The following is a 20,283-nucleotide window of genomic DNA, read 5'->3' on the forward strand; positions in this document are numbered from 1 at the left end:
GAATAACGCCGGAAACTCCTTAGCGATAGTCCACGTCAGCGTGGTGGGCCGGAAATCTCCAGTTCTTGGACAGTGGGATGGATTGTGGGATTGGGATTGATGACCTGGAGGCGTAGGTAGCGGGCGGTGAGTGAGTTTTGTACTGTGCCGGTTGCGGGATCGGTGGTGACTGGTGTCCAGGTTTGGTTGTCGGTGGATGCGGTGATTGTGTACGTCGGGGCGTGCTCGGCCCAGCGCGGGAGGATTCTGCTGATGGGGTGATCGGTGCCGAGATCGACGGTGAGGTTTGCTTGGGTGCCCTCGGGCGCCCAACCGGTGGCGAGGCTGCCGTCGACCGCGGCGGCGGCGTATCGGCCCGGTTCCTCGGAGGAGGCGGCAACCGGTGTACATCGGGCGAGGTTTTCGCTGTGCTCCAGATCCGGTCGTCGAGTCATGACGGTCAAGGGCTGGCTGGCACTTAGCAGGTCTATGCCGGTCGGGGTTTCGACGTGCATCGGCACACCATCGGTGAGGGTGATGATTGTGCTCTCGGGCCCGAGCTCGGCGTCGAACGTTCTTCCCTGCCAGTGCATTCCGTGAATAGACACTCCGGATTTCAGTTCCGGCGATAGCAGGGGGTCGATACGGATCCCGCCCTCGCGCAGGCGCAGCCCCAGCAGTCCGTTCGTGAAAGACTGCAGGAATCCCCCAGCCGCGGTAACGAACGTGAACGCTGGAGCGCTCAAGGTCTCCGTGATACCACCGACACCCCGCGACTCCGAGAATTGCCCGAACGGCGCGCGCATGAATGAACGCACCGCACGTTCGAGATAGGTTTGGGTCACGCATCCAGGGCGCCCGACCGCCGCAGCGGCGATGGCGTGGATGGAGTCGGTCATCGCCGGACCGCCGGAATCGGTGCGTTCGACGTAGTAGTCCAGCGTATGCTCGGAAACCTCTTGGGACATAGGCCATTCCAGTGGATAGATCAGCAGCGCGGCATCAGCTTGTTTGATCGGTGTGCCTGGATAGCCGTCGTACTGGAGGAAGATCTGCCGCGCCGGATCGAACGGAATGTGGAGCCGGTCGGCGATCGTGGTCCATTCGGGTGGGATCGGTTCGCCGAGGAGATCGGCGGCGTGTGCGGCGTCGCGCAGGGCAAGGGCGGCCACAGCGTTGGTATAGACCCCATCCGGTACGCCGTTGCTGTATTCGTCGGGGCCTGCGACATTGTTGATGGAGTAGCTGCCGTCCGGATTCGACGTGACACGCGAGACCCAGAATTCGGCCACGTTCTGCATGATCGGCCAAATGCGGGTGCGTAGATAGTCCTCGTCACCGGTAGCGAGGTAATACTGCCAGGCGGCCAGCGAGATATCGCCCTGCAGATGGATCTGGTTCAGGCAGTGCGGCGGTAGCCAGCTGTGACAATCGGCCAGATCGCCGCGGCTGGCGCTGGTCCACGGATAGAACGCGCCGCGCAAGCCTAGGAGCCGCGCATTGGCCTGCGCGGCCGGTAGCGTCTTGTATCGGTAGTCCACAACCGATTTCGCCAGCTCGGGCGCGAACTGCAACAGCATCGGCAACATCCAGGTATCGGCATCCCAGAACACCGCGCCCGCATAGTTGTCGCTGCTGAGCCCAACCGGTGAAATGCTGTTGTCCTGCTGGGAATTCGTACTCGAATACAGCGAATACAGCGAGCCACGCACCCAAGACTGGACCTCGGGATCATCCGGTATGACAATGTCGCCGCGCCACAGCGTCCGCCACGCCGCCGCTGTGTCGGCGAGCAGCCGCGACCAGCCCTTGTCCGCGGCCCCGCGCGCGGCGTCGAAAGCAGCAGCCGCGGAATCCGAGGCGGTGAGCGTTGTGTCCACACCGACGAACTTCGTCACCTCGTAGGTTTCGTCTGCCCGCACCTCCCACCGCACCTCGCGGCCGATACTCAGTTCGAGCGCTGGCGAAACCTGCTGTGCCGTCGATGCTTTCGTGCGTAACACCGAAGCGACCTCGCCGGTGACCGCAGTGCCATCAGTTCGGAAGCCGACGCCGATACCGTCCTCGCCGCGCGCACCACCGCCGCTCTGCGTCATTCGTCGCGCCCCGGCGCCGTCGATCACATCGCTGACAGTGACCTGACCGGACCAGTGCGGAACCATCGTCAGCCGCACCGCACCGACATGCTGATCGACGCGATCGGTGAGCACCTCGTACACCAGATCGGTGGCCTTGCCGTCCCGTGTGGTCCAGGTGAGAGTGGTGCGTACCAGCCCGCACCGCTGGTGCACCGTCTGTGCGAAATTCGTGATCTGCGCCGCCGGTGTCGCGCCGGAGTACTTCTCGTCGCCGACACCAACGGTGAGGCCCGACCAGTTCGGAATGGCCGCCGCCACCTCGCGGTCCGCGGCGACAGTCGGTGTATGACCGTAGAGTCCGGCAACGAACGCGCCGTCGTAGCGGGGTGTGTACAACGGCCAACCACTGCGCTCGTTCGTCACGGCGTAGCCCATACCGCGCGGGGGCACCCGCAGCCCGAGATAGCCATTGCCCACGAAGGGATGTCGATCGTAGGCGGCATCGACCTCGCTGCTCGACGGTGCCCACTCCGGCGCAGCGGCGACTTCGTCATCCGGGCAAATGGCCCCGATCGTCGTCTCGGAGGTGTGGTGTACGGCGACCGCAGGAACCCGAGTTGCCAGCGCGAGGACCACAAACATCGCAACAGCGATCCAAGCCCTGGCCCACACGCCGATGCGCCCGAAGCACCTGCCTATCAAGGACAACTGCGTACCTCTCCATGTGGCGTACGCCCGTGTACGCCAGCGCCACCGAAAGCTGGATCCGGAGTTATCAATTATTCGATAAAAGTTGACGAATAATTGAGAGAACCATAATGGCGTGTCGGTCGAGGGTCAAGACCGTATTCCTGCTGCGACCGAGCAGATTTCGTGCTTCTCGGCGGGTCGGCACCCGAGCGGGTGAGCCCGAAAGGTGGACCGCTACGTGGTCGCTGGGGCCCGCAAGAGCCAGCGGCCGCTGAAGCGGATCGCGAAGGATTTCGAGATCTCCGTGGACTGCTTGCGCATGACCTCGGCGCCGGTCTCGGCATTGCGTGACGCGATTGCGTTGCAGCTACCGAAACGCACCTTCGTGCACTCAGTTTCGAGCCAAACCGTTCGTATCCGTCTGGCGCGCAATGGACTACGTCGATCCATTGGCAGCCTCGGCGCATGTGTGGCCTTGACCTGACCGGTAGCACTGTTCGCGGACCGGGGGCCGACAGTGACAGCCGGCCCGCGCGCTCGGCAATGACAGCGGTGGCCGGATCGAGCGGGTGGTGGCCCTGGCCGACCGGACCGGTGCCCCGCTGGCGCGCAGCGCGGCTCGACGCGGCCTAGTGCTGGGAGGGGTATCTTCGCGACCGCCGAAACCACCTATCGGCGAGTCGAATTGCTGGCCTCGGTCCCGATGACACCGGCTGGGGGCATTTGGAGCGGGTCAACGCCTTGGCCGAAGCGGCCGAAATCGGCATCGGGGGCCACCGCCCTGTTCGGCCATGACCCAGCGCGCCCGCTCGCCACAGCCGCGGCATTCGATTCGGCCGAGGAGGTCGAGGAGGGCGAGGCCGACGAACCGTCCGCCGCGGACAAGGCCTCCCGCGACTTCGTCTGCCCACTGCCGCTATCAGCGAGCCCGAACACTGAGTCTGGCCGGTGGCGCCTCGACCGTTATCGGCGCCGACGCGTACACCGACTTCGGAACACCGCCTCGGTGAGGTCACGACGACGCCTGAGGCGCCGAGGATCGCTCACCGATCGCCTCTCTCGCGACGTCGACAGCGGCCGAGTTGGGTTGTGGGTCGTCGACTAAGCACGCAGTCGCTGAGCGAACTCGGTGGCCCAGTAGGTGAGGACGATCCGTGCCCCGGCCCGGCGGATCGCGATGAGGCTCTCCTCGATGGCCCTCTCGCGCTGCACCATCCCGTGCTGCGCTGCCGTCTCGATGGCGGCGTACTCGCCCGACACCTGGTAGGCGGCAACCGGCACGTTCACGGCGTCGGCCACTCGGCGCACCACGTCGAGATAGAGGCCTGCGGGTTTGACCATGACCAGGTCGGCGCCCTCCTCGATGTCGAGCAGTACCTCGCGGATCGCCTCCCGGAGGTTGGCGGGGTCCTGTTGATGAGTGGATCTGGCTCCGGTGAACGAGGATTCGACAGCCGTGCGGAACGGACCGTAGAAGGCGGAGTCGTATTTAGCGGCATACGAGAGGATGGCGACGCGCTCGTGTCCGGCGGCGTCGAGTCCGGCACGGATGGCGGCGACCTGACCGTCCATCATTCCACTCGGCGCCACCAGGTGGGCTCCGGCGCAGGCCTGCGCCAACGCGACTCGGGCGTAGGCGTCGAGCGTGGCGTCGTTATCCACGTCACCGTCATTGTCGAGGAGCCCGACCTGGCCGTGATCGGTGTACTCGTCGAGATTGACATCACTGATCACCACGGTCGTGTCGCCCACCTCGGCCGCGACGTCGCGGATCGCGAGCTGCGCGATGCCGCGCTCATCCCACGCGCCACGTCCGTCCGGGTGCCTGTGCTCGGGCACACCGAAGATCATGATGCCGCCGACGCCTGCCTGCGCGGCCGCCGCAGCCGCCTTGCGCAGACTTTCGCGCGTGTGCTGGACCTGGCCGGGCATGGCTGGGATCGGCCTCGGCTCGTCGATGCCCTCGCGCACGAACATGGGCTGAACGAGGTCCGACGGGTGCAGCCGATGCTCGGCTACCAACGCTCGTAGCGCGGCGGTGCGGCGCAGTCGCCGCGGTCGGTCGGTGGGGAAGCTCATGCCTTGAACTCCAAGATCTGCTCGATGTGCGCCAGCAGGTCCGGGGATGGCCGCCGATGCCAGTATCCGGTCGTGGCTTTGGCCGTGATGCCGAGAGCGCGGAGTCCTACCAGGTGCTCGGCGGTCTTGATCGCCAATCCGCCGGGGTCGATGACCGGCAGTCCGCACAGCTCCTGGATCTCCAGGTGGACGAGGAGCTCGTTGGGTATGCCTTCTGCGGGCACCAACCAGTGAGCGCCTGCCGCCGCCGCCCGCTCGGCGGCGACGGTGTAGGCCCGTACAAACGGTTCGAAGTCGCCGGCCAGCGCACGAGAGATGACCGCCGCGCCGTCATCGATCAACTGATAAGAGGCCAATGCGGCGCCCGCGGCGGCGATGTTGTCGGTAATCGGCTCGACCAGATGTGGAATGAAGCCGATCAGGCCGAGCCGATGACGCTCCTGCCTGGCGGTCTGCCAAGTGGCATCGCCGTACCCGACGACGGGAATGGTGGCGCGCACCCGTGCCGCGACCAGCCCCGGGTCCTGGCCAGCGCCGCTGATCCAAGCGGCACAGCCGTCGCGTTCGGCGGCGACGGCGGTGCGCGCGAAATAGTCGGCGAAAAGCAGCCCGATCGTCCCGAACCCGACCAAGTCCTCGGGTAGCTCGGTCGAGTAGAGCAGCGGCGGCAGGGTATGGATCTCGACCTCGGTGGTGGGATCGGAGACCTTTGCCAGATGGTCGGCGTAGAGCTTGTCGAGCAGCTGCGAACGCCCCTCGACGGCATGTTTCTGGAACCGAATTCGCATGTCAGATCTTCCTTACCGGTAATGGGGCGGTGTCGAGCATGGCGGCGTTCACGAGGTAGTTCCTGGTGGCCTCGCGTTCGGCGGCGATGGCTGTGAGCGCGGCGACAGCGGCGCGCAGCCGCGCGCTGTCGCCGTCCTGAACGCCGGCGACCCTGGCCTCACTGGCCGGGACGACATGATCGACCAGGACCGCGCGGCGTCGCCGCGACCACTCCGCCAGCGCGTCCGGTGCGGCCTGTCCGGCCAGCACGCCGGCGAGTGTCCGGCCGAGATCGACCGCATCGTGGATACCGGCGTTCATATTGAGACCGCCTGCGGTGGAGGTGACGTGGGCGGCGTCGCCCGCGAACAACACCCGGCCGTGGCGGAAAGCGTCGAGTACGCCACTCGCCAAGCTGTAGCGGTGCACATCGAAGATGTCCAAGGTGCTCAGTTCCAGCCCGGCCACGCTCCGCGGCACGGGCTCGTCGGGGGCGAGCCGGAGAATGAGCCGCCAGTGGTCAGGCAACCGCAACAAGCTGCACGACTGAATCGGGTCACGCACATAGGTCACCGACGCCAAGCCCGGAAGCAGTTCGTCCAGCGGTGCGCGGGTGAAGATCCGCAACGCATGCGTCGGATAGACCGACAGCGGCAATGCCGCAGCGAGTGAGGCCCGGACAGTGCTGTGCGCGCCGTCCGCAGCGATGAGGTACCTGGCCCGACACCAGCCGCCCGCGGCGCGGACACACACGGATACGCCTGTGTCGGTGACCGTTTGCACCGCGGTGCCGAATCGGACATCGACCTCTGAATACGCTTCGAGGGCGGCGAGCAGCAGCGCGACGAGCTCCGACTGCTCCACGTGCAGCCGAAAGGGATACCGGGTCAGCTCGCTCAAGGTGGCCATGCTCATCTCGGCAAGTACCGCCCCGGACAGGTCGCGCCACTGCAGGCGGTTCACGACGACGCCGCGCGCCACCAGGGCCGCGGCCACTCCATGCTCGTCTAGCAGTTCGAGCGTGGCCGGGTGAAAGGTGGCGGCGCGTGAACGCGTCGCGGGCCGTGGCTCTCGTTCCAGCACCAGCACCGACACCCCGGCCCTGGCCAGGGTGAGAGCCGCAACCAAACCGACCGGTCCAGCGCCCGCGACAATCACCTCGGGGCTCATGTCGCGACCGACTGGGCCGGCGTCTGGGGCGCGGTGCGTCCCCAGGAGGCGGGCAGGCCTGCGCTGGTCAGCGCCCACCAGACGCTGCACAGGTTGGCGGTCAGAACGAGCCGCTCAGCACGCGAAGTCAGCAGGTCGATCGCGCGCAGCGTGCGCATGCCAGTGCCGGTCAGCAGCAGCGCCGTGTCCCGTGGCGGCGCGGCCTGCTCGAGCTGCGCAACAAGCTGGTCCGTAGTCACCTCGTAGGGAGCGAAACGCGTTCCGGCCCGCACCGCGACCACTTGGGCGATTCGGACGCCCGCCGCCGCCCAGAACCGCTCGGCGCATGCGGTCAGCCACGGCTGGTAGGGCGAGACCAAGGCGACTTCATCGACGCCGAGGTGTGCCAGCGCGCATCTGATGGCTTCGGTGGCGGAGGCGACCGGCAGGCCGAACTCTGCGCTCAGCTCGGCGCACTGGCGACGATCGTCGGCCGGGCCGAGCAGATAACGGGAGCCGCTGCACGCCATGACCAGAGCGTCGAGCGACAGATCGCCGAACGAACGGATCATGTCGGGCAACGCGTCGTTGTAGGCGTCCAAACGCTCCGCCAGCGGGCGGCCTGGCCGTACCGGAAAGCGGGTGACATGCAGATCTGCCCGCGCGTCGAGGAGGCGTGCGAACTCCGGCTCCACCGCCGGATTGGACGGTGGCACAACCACACCCACTCTGGTCAAGGTTTGCCTCCTGGGCGGTCGAATACGAAGAAGGTCCGAAGCGCGTCGACGAGTCCGGCATCGCGGGCCACCCGCGATCCGAGGTCGCCGAGGAGGCCATCGACCACCCGCTGGATGGCGCGGGCCACTTCGGCGCGCGCGTCGGCGTCGAGCCTGGGTGCACGGGAGTCCAGGCGACGCAGCTCCGCCTCACACACGGCCCCCACCCAGTTCCGCAGCGACGACAATGTCTCCGTGGTGAGCCGGTTTGCCGTCTGGTCGTCGGCACTGGTCTCGATCGGCTCCATGTGGGCGCTCCGTACGACGACAGGACCTGACAATGCCGCGCTCATCGGCGGTCCGGCCGCGATGCCGTACACCAGAGGTCGGCATGGATGGGTTGCACAGCGCACGTCCTCCGGTCTCGGCTTCCGCAGCTCGCCGAGATTTCGCCGGTCAGACGTTCGACGCCACTGCCGCAACAAGTTTCGGATACCGTCGGACAGCGCAGGTAGTAGGGAAACCCCTCAAATCGGTTACCGGTCGAGTCGTGGCCGATGCCGGACACCGGCGCCGACGGCGGCGAGTTCGGCGCGAGACGAGACGCGGAGCTTGGCAAACAGGCGGGTGAGATGGGGCTTCGACCGATTTCTCGCTCAGGAACCACAAGATGCGTCGCGCGTCGGTCGAGCGCGCTCATGCACCCGATGACCGGTCAAATGGTCAGATCGTGCTGATCTACCAACTGGGCGTAATCCGTGTGGATTTCGCCATCGAACAGTTTCCAGTAGAAGGCGTTCATCGCCGTGGCGGCTGGTGCGTGTCGGGTCAGGATCGCGGCCACCGTCGGAGCCACGTCGGCCGGGATACGGCCAGCCGCGCGCTGGAGTGCGCACTCGTTACGGGCGACGGGGTCGCGGCTGGTCGGTATCGGTATCACCCCGGGGTAGACAAACGTCGCCCGGATTCTCGAGTCTCGGGCGCAACCGCGCTCTGCGGGGGCTGGTGATCGTCCGGTGGCGTTTGGCCTGTCAGGCGCGGTCGTGGAGCGTGACCTGGTAGCCGTCGGGGTCGGCGAAGGTGAATGTCCGACCGAAGGGGCCGTCGATCGGTGCGGAGACGATGGTGTGACCGTCGGCGACGAGAGCATCGTGAATGGCCTGGACGTCTGTGGCGTGGAGCCAGATCGCGGCACCGATGCCGGGCTGAGCAACGGATGCGAGATCGGTGCCGGAAACGACGTCGCGGAGTGCGAACGCGATCGGCTTCGTGTCGAAGACGACGGCGTGCGGAGGTCCGGTCTGCGAGCGGACGAGGCCGAGGTACTGCTCGTAGAACGCCTGCGAAGCGTCGAGGTCGCGCGCTTGGAGCGAGATGAAGTCGGGGCCGGTGGCGGGCATGATGATGCTCCTCAGTCTGTGTCAGTTTTCTGACACCGGTTAATCTATGTCAGAATACTGACATGAGTCAAGACGGTGCTGGCGTCGACTTGGAGACGTCACTGGGCTACCTGCTGAAAGAGGCGTCGAGCGCGCTGCGTGCAGCCATGGACGAGGTGCTGCGGCCGCTCGGGATGAGCGTGACGCACTACTCCTGCCTCGAGCTGCTGGCTCAACGACCGGGCTTGTCGAACTCCGAGCTCGCGCGGGGCGCGTTCGTGACCCGGCAGACGATGAACGTGCTGCTCCAGGCCCTGGAACGAGACGGCTACGTGACCAGGCCTGCGGAGGCACCCGTCGGGAAGGTTCTGCCCACGCGGCTCACGCCTCGCGGCCGACGGAGCCTCGAGAAGGCGACCGTAGCGGTCCGGTCCGTCGAGGTCAGAATGCTGGCCTGCATGACCGAGACCGAGCAGTCAAACGCCTTCCGGATCCTGCGGAGCATGATCCATTCCCTGCGCGATGGCAACGACGGTGCATAGCTTCAGCCGCACCTCGCGGCTGATGCGCTGATGGAATGGTTCACAACTCGACTTCGTGCACCGCGGCACCGGCTCGCACTTCGAGGACCGCCAGCAGGACCATCCGGCACACCGACATATCCGACATGTGTCCACGCAGGGTTATCACGGTGTGTGCCTCGGCTCGCCTGCATTCCTGGACGAGATCGACGAACGCCGGGGGCAGTGTCCCGTTCTGTGGTGGGGGCTCGCGAAACACGGTGCCCAGCTCGTAGCCGAGTGACCTGGCAGTGTCCCGCAGTCTGGCTTCGCTCGAATTCCAGTCGCGGTCACAGAGCAAATCGTCACGCACGTATCCGTATGCAAGAGGTAATAGTGCAGTTGTCATGGATGATTCGGTTTCCGGTCGGTCGGCCACGAGAGATTACACTTCGGTCAGCCGGATGGATTTGTCATCGCAGGGCGGCATATACGCACCTGTTCGCCGTCGACTCGGCAATGAAGTCGAGCTCGGCCCGTCGCAAGATTGTGTGGTTGAAGGGCTGATGACGGCGTCACCCAGACCTTCGTCTTCTGCACGACAACCAGCATGGGCCGTAGGTATAGACCCCAGCATCGGTAATGGACGTGGGCTATACCTATGAAAAGGCCTCAGCAGGGCTCGCGAACACAAGCACCTCTGGGGTGGGCGGGAGGCTGACCTCGAAGAATCCCGACATGTCAGGGGAGCCGGGGCATTCAGAACGCCGTCCGTCTGCCACTCGACGGCATCGACATCGAAACATACCTTCACCGGCACGGTCGCCGGGAAGGACACCACACGCCGTTAGCTGGGCGGGCTGATCGCGTACGTCCGCGACGGTTTCGTCGTCGTCGCCGATATGTTCGTGCCAGGGGAGGGGAGGGGGCGAGTTCGCTGACCACAAGGATCGGGTAGGTCAGACCGAGATCGGATGCGCGGGTCTTTCAGACAGTCCCTGCTGTCAGCGCGGTCGTCGGGCGGTTTCGCCTCGGACCTGGTCGGTGAATCTACTGGGGATGTGCTCGGATATGTCGGCACGTGAAGTGATGGCCAGTTTATTGAAAATCGCCGCGATTTGGGCGTCGACAGTTCGGGACGACTTTCCACGGCGGAAGGCAATGTCGACGTTGGTCCACCCGGCCGCGGCCAGGATCGCGACCTGTTGTTCGGTCCGGGTCAATTCGTACCAGTGCGATGTGGCGCCCGCGTCCGCTGGAGTATCGATGGTCAGTGTGCCCAGTGCCAGCCGTTGCACTTCGTTTCGTTCCGGACGCAGGCGCATGCCTCGGGCTTCTGCCGTAGTGAAGGCGTCGGGCCCCAGTACCCGGCGGGCGACAGCGATAGCTTTTTCGGATTCGTCGAAGAGGGGACCAGACGCCTTGAAGTCGATGCCGAGCTTGGCTCGTAGGGTGGTGGTGCCGCCGGCCAAGTGGGCGATTTCGGTGGCCAAGGCAATCAGTTTCTTGCGGTCGGGTTTTCCGGCGACGATCGAGTCGGTGATGATGTGCGCCAATGACCAGGTGCGGTATTGCACCAACCACACCGCGGCCCATTGCTCGTTGGTGGCGAGGTGATACGCCAGCGAGGATCGTTCGAGAGCCAGTGCATCGGTGGGGTTGCCGTGCAGCGTCAAGGCTGCCGCCCTGGTGAGGTCGGCGCAAGCCTTTTCCCATGGAATTCCGGAAATGGACGCGCGCTCTAGGTAATGCTGCGTAATCTCGTGGGCTTGCTGCGCGGTTCCCAGCATGCCAGCGGCCAGGGCAGCGAACAGCTCGTTCATTGAGGCAGCGCCGTGGTCGCCGTAGGCCTCGAATTTATCCCTGGCTCGGCTCAGGACGGTGATGGCGCGGGCGTCACGGCGCGCGAATATGAGCTCCGCACCCCATGCGAATTCGACTGGAGCGGGCAGCCCGATGTCGGTCTCGGCGGTGTCTCGCCAGTTCCGAATGATGTCTGGGTCGGGGATGCAGGCGGAAACGCAGTCATCGAGCAGCTGTTCGGCATCCTCGTGGGTGCCTTGGAGCGTGGCGAGCCATGCGATGGTGGCCATGGCCCCGATCTGGAGTTCGAAGGGTTGCGGGGTTGCTGCCCGGGTGGCGTCGAGGCAGCGTAGGGTCCACTGGCGAATTTCTCGTACGGAGCCGCTGGTGAAGCACACCTGCAGTGTGATCAGCCCGAGACAGATCTCCAGACCGTCTCCGGCTCGGCCCGGGGTGGTGATGCTGGTTTCGATCGCGGTGAGGGTGTTGGCCCAGACCGTCCGGGCCCAGTCCACCAGGGCTTGCCCTTCGGGATCGAACCAGTTGGCCGCGGCGTAGGCGATCCTGTCGTGGTAGTAGCTGCAGTGCCGCTGGGCCAAGCGGGTGGGTTCGTCCACCGCGGCGGTGGAGCGCTGGCGCAGTCGCTGTTGGGCGAATACCCGCAGGCTCTCCACTAGTGAATACCGCACCGTGGTCGCCGTCCTGTGCGTCGTGACCAACGATTGATCGACAAGCCGCTCGAGCAGGCCCTCGATTTCCGGCCGGGTCAGGGTCACTCGGGTATCGCTGGTTTCGTCGTCGCAGCAGATTGTCTCGATGGCGTCCAGCTCGGCACCCACATCCGGTGCAGCCGCTGTGGTGTCGTCGGGATTGGTGTCGTAGCCGGCGGCGAACACCGACAGGCGGTCGAAGAGCAGACGTTCCTTGTCGCTGCACAGCTCGTAGGACCAGGAGATGACGTCGACGACTCCTCGATGGCGCGGGTCGGCGCCCACGCGGGGGCCATGCGACCAACTCAGTCGAGTGTCATCAGCGTGGCCGGTGAGCCCGTGCAGAATGGCGGCCATCGGTTGGCGAAGCAGGCGTGCGGCCGCCAATTGGATGTAGAGGGGATGGTTGTGGACGTGGCGGCAGATCTCGGCGGCGGTGGTGGTCTGGTCTTTACCGGTGACGGGATGTTCGGTGAGTTCGGCGCGTTGCCGAAATAGGGCCAGGGCCTCGCGCTGCGATAGCGGCGGAACGGTGATCAGGTGTTCGTCGATCCAGCCGATGGGTTCTCGGCTGGTGGCCACGATGCTCAGCCCCGGTACCGTCTCGATGAGGTCGGCGATCAGGGGCCCGACACCGGAGAGTACGTGCTCGCAGTTGTCGAGCACCAGCACGGAGTGCGGGGCACGTCCGGTGGTATCGGTCGGGGTGAGGGTGTCGACCAAGGCGTCCCACGCCGATCGCCCGGAGAAATCCGCCTTGATCACTGCATGGGCGACTTCTTCCGCGACCGCGGTCGAATCCGAATCCGGAGTCAATCGAGCCAATCGAGCCCAGTACGCTCGTGTTTTCCTGGCTTCGGCTTTACCGCAACGGCGCACCGCTTCGACGGCCAGACGAGTCTTCCCGATGCCACCGGGGCCGATGAGGGTGATCAACCGGGCTGGGCCCAGCAGTAGGGTGCTGATCTTTTCCAGCTCGCGGTCTCGACCGACAAAGCTGTAGGTGACAGCGGGTAGGCTGCCTGCACCATCCCGGTGCCTGACATCCATACCAAACAATTATAGGCCCCGCGTCCCGAGGCTGAATCCCTCGTCATCAGCGCCACCCGACGGCGCGAAAAAGGGTCTGTCCAGCTATTCGCTCAGTCGTCGGCGCTTGGCAGCGCTGGCCTTACGGGCGCTCGTGTTTCCCGGCTGCGGTGGAGTGCTGCGCGATCTGCACACAGAGTTGGGGGATTCTCGTGAGGGCATCACGGAGCGGCGTTACATCGTCTCGCCGGAGCAGGCACCGGACTCATCGGCTGTGCTGGAGCTGGGGTAGTACCGCCAGCTGAGGAACCATTGGTCATTGGTGGTGACTTTTTGGTGTTCTTTTGGTGACGGTCCGGTACAGCGAAACAAGCCCGATCATGAAATCGGGCCTGACCTGCTAATTTAAGTGCGCCATCAGGGACTCGAACCCCGAACCCGCTGATTAAGAGTCAGCTGCTCTGCCAATTGAGCTAATGGCGCGTGTCTTGCTGCGCTCCGTGTTCCGGTGCGGGACAAACATTAACAGGCCGAGTACCCAGAAGTGAAATCGGTTTCTGACCGGGGGCGATGGGCGAGTTCGCGATAGGTGTTAACACCCGGTGGGGCGCGGATGATCTAACCGGTGGAACTCGCCTGAGGCGGAGTGATTTCACATTGGACCGGACCCGTTGCGCTGGCAGAATGTCTGGAGCGTGGTCCGAACCGAACTCCGTCGGCGTTGCGGGAGGAGCGTGGTCGGGTTGGATTCCGAGCCATCGGTGCCCTGGTGCATCGGGACTTGAAACGGGGTTTGGTTATGAGCGTTGGTCTGGGTCGACATCGGTCGATGAGAAAGATCACGGGACCGGTAATCGTATGCGCGGTGTTAGCGCTGGCCTTGACGGCGTGTTCGTCGTCCAACGCCGCTGACAACTCGACGGTGGCCATCGACCGTAATCCGATCACCGAGCTGATGAAGCCCAAGCTGTTGTCGCCGGTCAAGGACGGTGACATGGGGGTTTCGCCAGGCGTGCCGCTGACCTTCAAGGTCGACGACGGCAAGTTCACCACCGTGACATTGACCAACTCACAGGGTGTTCCGGTCGCGGGCAAGCTGGCCGCGGACGGGCGGACCTGGGAGACCACCGAAGTACTCGGCTACGGCAAGAATTACAGGCTGAAGGCCGACGCGATCGGGCTGGGCGGCGCGAACTCCACCGTATTGAGCTTCACCACCAGTTCTCCGGGCAGTCAGACCAAGCCGTATCTGTTGCCGGGCGAGGGCGAGGTGGTCGGCATCGGTCAGCCGGTGGCCGTGCAGTTCGACGAGAACATTCCGGATCGCAAGTCCGTGCAGAACGCGATCAAGATCACCACTGAGCCGCCGGTCGAGGGCGCCTTCTACTGGGTGAACAATCGCGAAGTCCGGTGGCGGCCGGAGCATTTCTGGGCGCCGGGCACCAAGGTCACCATCGATGTGAACGTCTACGGCCGTGATCTCGGCAACGGACTGTTCGGTCAGGACAATATCCACTCGTTCTTTACCATCGGCGATCCGACGATCTTCACTGCGGATGACAACACCAAGCAGGTGACAGTGGAGATGAACGGCGAGGTGGTGCGGACCATGCCGACCTCGATGGGTAAGGACAGCACGCCCACCGATAACGGCATCTACATCGTCGGCGATCGTTTCGACCGCATCATCATGGACTCCTCGACCTACGGCGTCGCGGTGAGTTCGGCGAACGGCTACAAGACGCCGGTCGACTACGCGACCCGGCTTTCCTACTCGGGCATCTTCTTTCACTCCGCGCCGTGGTCGGTCGGTGCGCAGGGCTACTCGAACACCAGCCATGGCTGCCTGAACCTGAGCCCCGCCAACGCGCTGTGGGTTTTGCAGAACGCCAAGCGCGGCGATATCACCATCGTCAGGAACACCGTGGGCGGCACGCTTTCGGGTGTGGACGGCCTCGGGGACTGGAACATCCCGTGGTCGGAGTGGAGGGCGGGCAACGCCGACAACAGCTAGCCCGACGCGCAAGTGAGCGTCGCTCCGACGGCGCTCCCGAGCGCGGCGCACAGTAGCGGCCCGCCGAACAGCAGATTCTCGAACCCGGACATCGCGGCACCGGCCGATCCGGTGCCCGAGGAGCCGGTGGTGGTGAGACCGCCGGCCGATCCGGTGGTGGTCGAGCTCGAACCCGTACTGGATCCGGTGCCCGGTTCGACCACGATATCCGCGGTCGCGGTACCGGTGGCGCCTGCGAGCAGGGTTGTGCCGAGGAAAGCTGCGATTACCGCCGAACGCATCACGAACTTGGTGTCTTTCTGATCAGCCGGGGTAGCGTCCCGGTGACACCGCCCCTGATGCCCGCAGTCTACGGAGTGAAACAGTGATCTGTCAGATAATTGGTGATAGTAAGCGGCTATCGGCAAGAGGCTGATATGCCAAGCTGTGAAGGTGCGGCTCGAGGGCGTTGAGCTGCGTCGGCTGGGCCTTCCGCTACGCAGCCCATTTCGGACTTCGTTCGGGGTCGAATTGTCGCGCGACATTCTCCTGCTGCGGGTGGTTGCCTCGGACGCCCAGGGTTGGGGCGAGTGCGTAGCACTGCCCTCTCCGAGTTTTTCCTCCGAGTACATCGATGGCGCCGCCGACGTCATCCGCCGGTTTCTGTTGCCGGCGCTGGCCGGCCGAGATCTCGACCCGGATGATGTAGCGCCCACGCTTGCGCGGTTTCCTGGTCATCGAATGGCCAAGGCCGCGTTGGAGATGGCGATCCTCGACGCCTGGCTGCGCGCCCGACGACGTTCTTACGCCGGATATCTCGGCGCGACTCGCACATCGGTGGCCGCGGGTGTCTCGATCGGGATCATGGACGAGATACCCGAACTGCTGGATACCGTCATGGAATATCTGGAACAGGGCTACCAGCGGATCAAGCTCAAGATCGAGCCAGGATGGGATGTCGCGCCCGTGCGGGCGGTACGGGAGCGGTTCGGCGACGCTCTTAAGCTGCAGGTCGACGCGAACGGCGCCTATACATCGGCCGATACCGACCACCTCGCTGGTCTCGACGAGTTCGGCCTCGAACTGCTGGAACAGCCTCTTGCCGAGGACTGCTGCCGCGATCACATCATGCTCGCCCTTCGCCTGCGTACGCCGATCTGCCTGGACGAATCGATTCTCTCGGCCCGGGGCGCTGCCGATGCGATCGAGCTGGGGGCGTGCTCGGTGGTGAATATCAAAGCCGGACGTGTCGGCGGCTATCTCGAGGCGCGCTCGACCCACGATGTCTGTGTGGCACACGGCGTACCGGCTTTTTGCGGCGGAATGCTGGAAACCGGGCTCGGTCAGGCGGCGAATCTGGCGGTAGCGGCGCTACCCGGTTGCACGTTGCCCGCGGACATCGTGGCCTCGGATCGCTATTACGAACAAGACATCATCGAACCGCTCCGGCTGGAAGCCGGATACATCACCGTGCCTGACGGGTCCGGCCTCGGTGTAGACCCGTTGCCGGATGCGCTGGAGGCGGCAACGACGAGCAAGGAATGGTTGTCGCCGATATGAACCGCGTGGTTGATCCCGGCCGCGCCAGTCGGCCGTCGTGGCCTCCACGCGATGGAGGCCACATGGGGGCGGCCAGTGCATGTCTCCGCGTCGATCATGCGGTTTTTGCTACGGATCCTCAACGGCGCCATTATCCGGCCCGACAAGAATTGACGCGTGCGGTTGATCGCTCGCTGCACCGTCCGCAGATCCGACACCGGCGGGCCACCGGACTTGTGCTCAGCGACCGGCTCCCGATGCAATGCCACCGCATTCCCCGCACCCGATCAGCACAAGAGCACTGCGCAGCATTCGCCAAGGACTATGCCGCCGAATCTGCCCGGCCCGAACGAGAATGGGCCCGTGAGGGCCAGTGACGTGAACAGTCACGCTCAGCGCCGGCGGACGAGCATTCGATTCCGAAATACCTTGCGCGGCAGCTGGTTCCTGTAACTAGCCGAAGAGCTGTTGCTCGGGTAATGATTACTGCCCCAGATCGGCTGGTCCCGGTCTTCCGAATTCCGGTGGACGATATCGTCGACAGTGAAGGATCTGCTGGTCATAGTGCGCGAACCGTCCTCTGGGGACGGTTCGCGCACCGCGACGTTCGGGTCCCGGAGGTCCCGGCATACGAACCGGGAAATCCTGGTCAGGGGGCAGCAGATCGTGATCCGGCAGGTCGGGACTGTTGTGGGGCTGCTGGCCTCACGCCGAGATCCAGTGGAACTGATGGCCTAACCATTGAGAACAGTCCGAGGAACGCCGAAAGGTCCGGACGGGTCGATGCCCTACAGTGCCTCGAGTCACGCAGAGTGGAGCTGGGGATGAGCGGTGGTTGAGGCAAAAAGCTGCCGGTAGCCATCAGGGGTGGTGGACAGCCGCCGCGCGATCACCCGGTGCAGTGTCTTACCGTGCTTGTAGCCGACCGTGCGCGCGATCGCGTCGACGGTGAGGTCGGTGCTCTCCAGCAGTCTACGAGCCGCCTCCAGCCGCAAGGTCTCGATGAACTGTGCAGGAGTGGTACCCGTCTCGGCGCGGAATGTTCGCGCAAAGGTGCGTTCGCTCATACCCGCTCCACTGGCCAGCGCGGCGATCGTCAGATCCTCGGTCAGGTGCTCGGGCAGCCATTGCTGTACCGCGCGGATCGACGGCGTTCGGGCGGGCCGGCTTCGCAGCTGCGCGCTGACCTGCTCCTGGCCGCCCGCCCGCTGGACGTAAATGACCAGTTGCCGGGCGACGAGCTGCGCGAGCTCGGTGCCCAGATCGGCACCCACCAAATCCAGCGCCATATCGATGCCCGCAGTGACCCCGGCCGACGTCCACCGATTGCGGTCGTGGACGAAAATCCGGTCCGGCTCCACCCTTACCAGTGGAAATGCGCGGGCCAGATGATCCATGGCCCCCCAGTGCGTGGTGGCTCGATACCCGTCCAGCAGCTTTGCGGCGGCCAGCACCAACGCGCCCGCGCACACCGAGGTGATCCGCCGGGACCGCCGCGCGAGTGCGGGCAGTTGCCGCGCCACCTCCGACGACGTCTTCGGCACGAACGCCCCCATGCCCCCGACTACGAGCATGGTGTCGATCGCCTCGTCGGCGGCAGCTACCTCCTCCAATGCTCGGTCGACAGCGAAACTCGCCCCGCCCGCGAGTTCGATCGCCCGGCCGCCCGGCGACGCCGTGATCAGTCGATAGGCCGGAGCGCCCACTGCGTGGTTGGCCGCGGCGAACACATCCAGCGGACCTGCCAGGTCGAGCAGCTGGAAACCGTCGTAGACGACGAACACGACAGTCCGAGTAAACACGTCGACATTATGGCTGCCTGGTGACGATCCCTGCCAGCTCGGTGACCGAGTCTGCCGCCGTCCTCGATCTCGGCTGCGTTCTGCCGTTCAATTTCGGTCATCACAGTGTGTCCCTGACCTGCAGGGACTTCAGGAGAGGCGATGCAGTGACCGAATTTGTGGAATTGACCGGTGGTCGGATTGCCTGCGAGGTGTTTGGGGAGGGTCCGCTCGTGTTGTTGGCGCACGGCATCGGTGACCATCGCCAGGCGTACCGAGCCGTGGCGCCCCGGCTGGCGGCGGCGGGCTACCGGGTTGTCAATATGGACATTCGAGGGCATGGCGAGTCGTCGATGGACTGGGTGTCGCAGACCGGGCGGGCAGTCATCAGCCGGACCGATGTGGCGCGGGACATGGTCGGGGTGATCCGGCACTTCGGCGGCCCGGCGGTGATCGTCGGACATTCAATTTCCGGGGGCGCGGCGACGATCGCCGCTGCCACCGCGCCGGAGCTCGTCACGGGCATTGTGGAGATCAACCCTTTCACGCTGCTCCAAAAGTTCAGCGTGCCGGGTTTCATCAGGGTTCGCCGGTACCGGCAGGGGATGGTGCGGCTCGGGATGGCCGCGACGGGAAGCCTGCGATGGTGGCTTCGCTACCTCGACGTGGCCTACGCGAGTAAGCCGGCCGACTATTCCGCGTCTATGGCGGCGTTGGCTTCCACTTTGCGGGAACCGGGGCGGATGGCGGAATTCATGAAGACCGAGTCCACGCCGGCCGATGCGCACGCGCAGTTGCCCAATGTCGCCTGCCCAGCGCTGGTGATCATGGGCACGCTTGACCCGGATTTCGCCGATCCGACAGCCGAGGGCGAAGCGGTCATCTCCGCGATGCCGCCAGGTATCGGGCAGCTCGCGACCATAGCGGGCGGCCACTACCTGCATTCGGAAAAGCCCGATGCCACAGCGGAACTCATTGTCCGATTCCTCGCGACCCGGGTGCCGGAAATGCAGATCCACTGACGGGATATCCACACCAAAGTGATAGCAGGAGAACGGAAATCATCATGTCAACCGATGCGACCACCACACTGGAATCGACCGGCTCGCGGCTGCCCAACCCACTACAGCTCGTCCCGGAAATGGGCGAGGTCACCAAGGCGTTGTTCAAGGCTACCGGTAACGGCGCGGTGCCGCGGACCACGATCGGCCTGATCCAGTTGCGCGCCGGTCAGATCGTCGGGAGCACCTATTTGGTGCTGCAGCATGTCGGAGGCCTGCGCAAGGCAGGCGAGTCCGAGGAGCGCATCGCGGCCGTGGCGACCTGGCAGGACGCCCCCTACTTCAGCGAGGCCGAGCGCGCCGCGCTCGCCCTTGCCGAGGCCGTCCTGCAACCGTCACCGGGGGGCGCGCGGGTGTCCGACGAGCTGTACGCGCAGGCGAGTGCCCATTACGACGACAAGGCCCTGGCTACCCTGGCGATGGCAATCGGGCAGGTGAACTTCTTCGTCCCGGTGGCCGTCATCGGCAAGCCGATCCCCGGCGTCTCACCCGCCGTGCAGTGGACACCTGTGGTGGGACAGTAAATCCACTCCCGCAACCTCCTGCCTGCCGGGAGGTGACCGCAGCAACAAGCCAGGCCCTGGCCGACGAAAATCGCCGGCCAGGGCCTCTGTGCAAGGATCGGGGTGCCCGGGCCTTCGGCTCCGGGTCTGACGCGCACCGGGCGCGTTGTCGCAGGTCATGGGGTATGTTGCTGTTCGAGAAGTTGGCTGCACGTTCGCGCAATGAGACAGTCGATTCCTAATGCCCCAGCATGCGAACCAAAGAGAAAGTGCCGGTCAGCGCATCATCAGGTGCCTCCGACGTTGAGCCCTTTGGTCGTGTCTGCATCGTGTTCGACGGCTTCCGGAGTCTCGAATTCACGGCAATATGTTGCAGCGCAATGTGATTCAAATCTGGAGTATAGACATGACTCGGTGCGGGGAACCCCCCCCAATGTGGGGGTGGGGGCCCCCGGGCAAACGGGGGGGGTCGGGGCACGGCAACCCCCCCCCCCCGGAAAACAAAACGGGGGGGAACCAAAATAAA

At 65.0% G+C, this 20,283-nt stretch carries 18 protein-coding genes and 1 tRNA gene; 6 read left to right on the forward strand and 13 right to left on the reverse strand.

All coding sequences use genetic code 11. From position 1 onward, the window contains the following. Nucleotides 1-35: 35 nt before the first annotated feature. Nucleotides 36-2,699 (reverse strand): discoidin domain-containing protein, encoded by a 2,664-nt coding sequence (locus ACIBJI_RS11030; protein ID WP_397083922.1) that lies wholly within the window; start codon nucleotides 2,697-2,699, stop codon nucleotides 36-38. A 274-nt stretch (nucleotides 2,700-2,973) separates the two neighbouring features. Between ACIBJI_RS11030 and ACIBJI_RS11035 the strand changes: the two genes are divergently transcribed. Next, complete coding sequence (locus tag ACIBJI_RS11035; protein WP_397083924.1) at nucleotides 2,974-3,231, forward strand: hypothetical protein; 258 nt, start codon at nucleotides 2,974-2,976, stop codon at nucleotides 3,229-3,231. Between the two features lie 617 nt (nucleotides 3,232-3,848). Here the strand turns inward: ACIBJI_RS11035 and hemB are convergent. The 7 genes from hemB to ACIBJI_RS11070 all read right to left on the reverse strand — a co-directional run bounded on the left by hemB (nucleotide 3,849) and on the right by ACIBJI_RS11070 (nucleotide 8,859). Then, nucleotides 3,849-4,826 carry a porphobilinogen synthase gene (hemB, locus tag ACIBJI_RS11040; RefSeq protein WP_397083926.1) on the reverse strand — a complete coding sequence of 326 codons (978 nt, stop codon included), beginning with the start codon at nucleotides 4,824-4,826 and terminating at the stop codon, nucleotides 3,849-3,851. Next, nucleotides 4,823-5,614 carry an aspartate/glutamate racemase family protein gene (locus tag ACIBJI_RS11045; protein WP_364338791.1) on the reverse strand — a complete coding sequence of 264 codons (792 nt, stop codon included), beginning with the start codon at nucleotides 5,612-5,614 and terminating at the stop codon, nucleotides 4,823-4,825. Before ACIBJI_RS11045 ends, hemB begins: the two co-directional genes overlap by 4 nt. A 1-nt stretch (nucleotide 5,615) precedes the next feature. After that, on the reverse strand, nucleotides 5,616-6,764 hold the full coding sequence (locus ACIBJI_RS11050) for an FAD-dependent oxidoreductase (protein ID WP_397083928.1): 1,149 nt from the start codon (nucleotides 6,762-6,764) through the stop codon (nucleotides 5,616-5,618). Continuing rightward, nucleotides 6,761-7,471 carry a hypothetical protein gene (locus tag ACIBJI_RS11055; protein WP_396955985.1) on the reverse strand — a complete coding sequence of 237 codons (711 nt, stop codon included), beginning with the start codon at nucleotides 7,469-7,471 and terminating at the stop codon, nucleotides 6,761-6,763. The genes ACIBJI_RS11050 and ACIBJI_RS11055 overlap by 4 nt, the downstream gene beginning before the upstream one ends. Nucleotides 7,472-7,476: 5 nt before the next feature. After that, nucleotides 7,477-7,767: a hypothetical protein gene (locus ACIBJI_RS11060; RefSeq protein ID WP_364338797.1), complete on the reverse strand. Its 291-nt coding sequence runs from the start codon at nucleotides 7,765-7,767 to the stop codon at nucleotides 7,477-7,479. Between the two features lie 407 nt (nucleotides 7,768-8,174). Then, complete coding sequence (locus tag ACIBJI_RS11065) at nucleotides 8,175-8,315, reverse strand: hypothetical protein (protein WP_364338799.1); 141 nt, start codon at nucleotides 8,313-8,315, stop codon at nucleotides 8,175-8,177. Between the two features lie 175 nt (nucleotides 8,316-8,490). After that, nucleotides 8,491-8,859: a VOC family protein gene (locus ACIBJI_RS11070; protein ID WP_364338801.1), complete on the reverse strand. Its 369-nt coding sequence runs from the start codon at nucleotides 8,857-8,859 to the stop codon at nucleotides 8,491-8,493. A gap of 62 nt (nucleotides 8,860-8,921) precedes the next feature. Between ACIBJI_RS11070 and ACIBJI_RS11075 the strand changes: the two genes are divergently transcribed. Next, the gene (locus ACIBJI_RS11075; protein WP_364338803.1) at nucleotides 8,922-9,380 is read left to right on the forward strand and encodes a MarR family transcriptional regulator; all 459 of its coding nucleotides are present in this window, start codon (nucleotides 8,922-8,924) and stop codon (nucleotides 9,378-9,380) included. Nucleotides 9,381-9,420: 40 nt separating this feature from the next. Here ACIBJI_RS11075 and ACIBJI_RS11080 read toward each other — a convergent pair whose 3' ends face one another. The 3 genes from ACIBJI_RS11080 to ACIBJI_RS11090 all read right to left on the reverse strand — a co-directional run bounded on the left by ACIBJI_RS11080 (nucleotide 9,421) and on the right by ACIBJI_RS11090 (nucleotide 13,363). Further along, the gene (locus tag ACIBJI_RS11080) at nucleotides 9,421-9,711 is read right to left on the reverse strand and encodes a hypothetical protein (RefSeq protein WP_364338805.1); all 291 of its coding nucleotides are present in this window, start codon (nucleotides 9,709-9,711) and stop codon (nucleotides 9,421-9,423) included. A 631-nt stretch (nucleotides 9,712-10,342) separates the two neighbouring features. After that, nucleotides 10,343-12,901 carry a LuxR C-terminal-related transcriptional regulator gene (locus ACIBJI_RS11085; RefSeq protein WP_396955731.1) on the reverse strand — a complete coding sequence of 853 codons (2,559 nt, stop codon included), beginning with the start codon at nucleotides 12,899-12,901 and terminating at the stop codon, nucleotides 10,343-10,345. A 389-nt stretch (nucleotides 12,902-13,290) separates the two neighbouring features. Beyond that, nucleotides 13,291-13,363 (reverse strand) — tRNA-Lys (locus ACIBJI_RS11090). Between the two features lie 316 nt (nucleotides 13,364-13,679). Here ACIBJI_RS11090 and ACIBJI_RS11095 point away from each other — a divergent pair. Further along, on the forward strand, nucleotides 13,680-14,894 hold the full coding sequence (locus ACIBJI_RS11095; RefSeq protein WP_396955732.1) for an Ig-like domain-containing protein: 1,215 nt from the start codon (nucleotides 13,680-13,682) through the stop codon (nucleotides 14,892-14,894). On the opposite strand, the gene ACIBJI_RS11100 is transcribed toward ACIBJI_RS11095, so the two are convergent. Beyond that, on the reverse strand, nucleotides 14,891-15,175 hold the full coding sequence (locus ACIBJI_RS11100; RefSeq protein ID WP_364338812.1) for a hypothetical protein: 285 nt from the start codon (nucleotides 15,173-15,175) through the stop codon (nucleotides 14,891-14,893). The two genes, ACIBJI_RS11095 and ACIBJI_RS11100, sit on opposite strands and share 4 nt — an antisense overlap. 151 nt (nucleotides 15,176-15,326) lie before the next feature. On the opposite strand from ACIBJI_RS11100, the gene menC reads away from it, so the two are divergent. Continuing rightward, nucleotides 15,327-16,433 carry an o-succinylbenzoate synthase gene (menC, locus tag ACIBJI_RS11105; RefSeq protein WP_364339748.1) on the forward strand — a complete coding sequence of 369 codons (1,107 nt, stop codon included), beginning with the start codon at nucleotides 15,327-15,329 and terminating at the stop codon, nucleotides 16,431-16,433. 782 nt (nucleotides 16,434-17,215) lie between these two features. Here the strand turns inward: menC and ACIBJI_RS11110 are convergent. Then, a complete protein-coding gene (locus ACIBJI_RS11110) occupies nucleotides 17,216-18,214 on the reverse strand; it encodes a GlxA family transcriptional regulator (RefSeq protein WP_396955733.1) in 999 nt (332 codons plus the stop codon). A gap of 20 nt (nucleotides 18,215-18,234) precedes the next feature. Here ACIBJI_RS11110 and ACIBJI_RS11115 point away from each other — a divergent pair, with 20 nt between their 5' ends. Then, nucleotides 18,235-19,215: an alpha/beta fold hydrolase gene (locus tag ACIBJI_RS11115; RefSeq protein WP_396955734.1), complete on the forward strand. Its 981-nt coding sequence runs from the start codon at nucleotides 18,235-18,237 to the stop codon at nucleotides 19,213-19,215. A 44-nt stretch (nucleotides 19,216-19,259) separates the two neighbouring features. Further along, nucleotides 19,260-19,778, forward strand: coding sequence for a carboxymuconolactone decarboxylase family protein (locus ACIBJI_RS11120; RefSeq protein WP_396955735.1), 519 nt, complete (start codon nucleotides 19,260-19,262; stop codon nucleotides 19,776-19,778). The last annotated feature ends 505 nt before the right edge of the window (nucleotides 19,779-20,283 follow it).

Source organism: Nocardia sp. NPDC050408 (genome assembly GCF_044458905.1).
Taxonomy (GTDB): Bacteria; Actinomycetota; Actinomycetes; order Mycobacteriales; family Mycobacteriaceae; genus Nocardia.

Bases quoted from the DNA above. Each gene is read 5' to 3' on its own strand.
- ACIBJI_RS11030 (WP_397083922.1), bottom strand. From the start codon at position 2,699: ATGTTTGTGGTCCTCGCGCTGGCAACTCGGGTTCCTGCGGTCGCCGTA.
- hemB (WP_397083926.1), bottom strand. From the start codon at position 4,826: ATGAGCTTCCCCACCGACCGACCGCGGCGACTGCGCCGCACCGCCGCG.
- ACIBJI_RS11045 (WP_364338791.1), bottom strand. From the start codon at position 5,614: ATGCGAATTCGGTTCCAGAAACATGCCGTCGAGGGGCGTTCGCAGCTG.
- ACIBJI_RS11050 (WP_397083928.1), bottom strand. From the start codon at position 6,764: ATGAGCCCCGAGGTGATTGTCGCGGGCGCTGGACCGGTCGGTTTGGTT.
- ACIBJI_RS11060 (WP_364338797.1), bottom strand. From the start codon at position 7,767: ATGGAGCCGATCGAGACCAGTGCCGACGACCAGACGGCAAACCGGCTC.
- ACIBJI_RS11070 (WP_364338801.1), bottom strand. From the start codon at position 8,859: ATGCCCGCCACCGGCCCCGACTTCATCTCGCTCCAAGCGCGCGACCTC.
- ACIBJI_RS11075 (WP_364338803.1), top strand. From the start codon at position 8,922: ATGAGTCAAGACGGTGCTGGCGTCGACTTGGAGACGTCACTGGGCTAC.
- ACIBJI_RS11085 (WP_396955731.1), bottom strand. From the start codon at position 12,901: ATGGATGTCAGGCACCGGGATGGTGCAGGCAGCCTACCCGCTGTCACC.
- ACIBJI_RS11095 (WP_396955732.1), top strand. From the start codon at position 13,680: ATGAGCGTTGGTCTGGGTCGACATCGGTCGATGAGAAAGATCACGGGA.
- ACIBJI_RS11100 (WP_364338812.1), bottom strand. From the start codon at position 15,175: ATGCGTTCGGCGGTAATCGCAGCTTTCCTCGGCACAACCCTGCTCGCA.
- ACIBJI_RS11120 (WP_396955735.1), top strand. From the start codon at position 19,260: ATGTCAACCGATGCGACCACCACACTGGAATCGACCGGCTCGCGGCTG.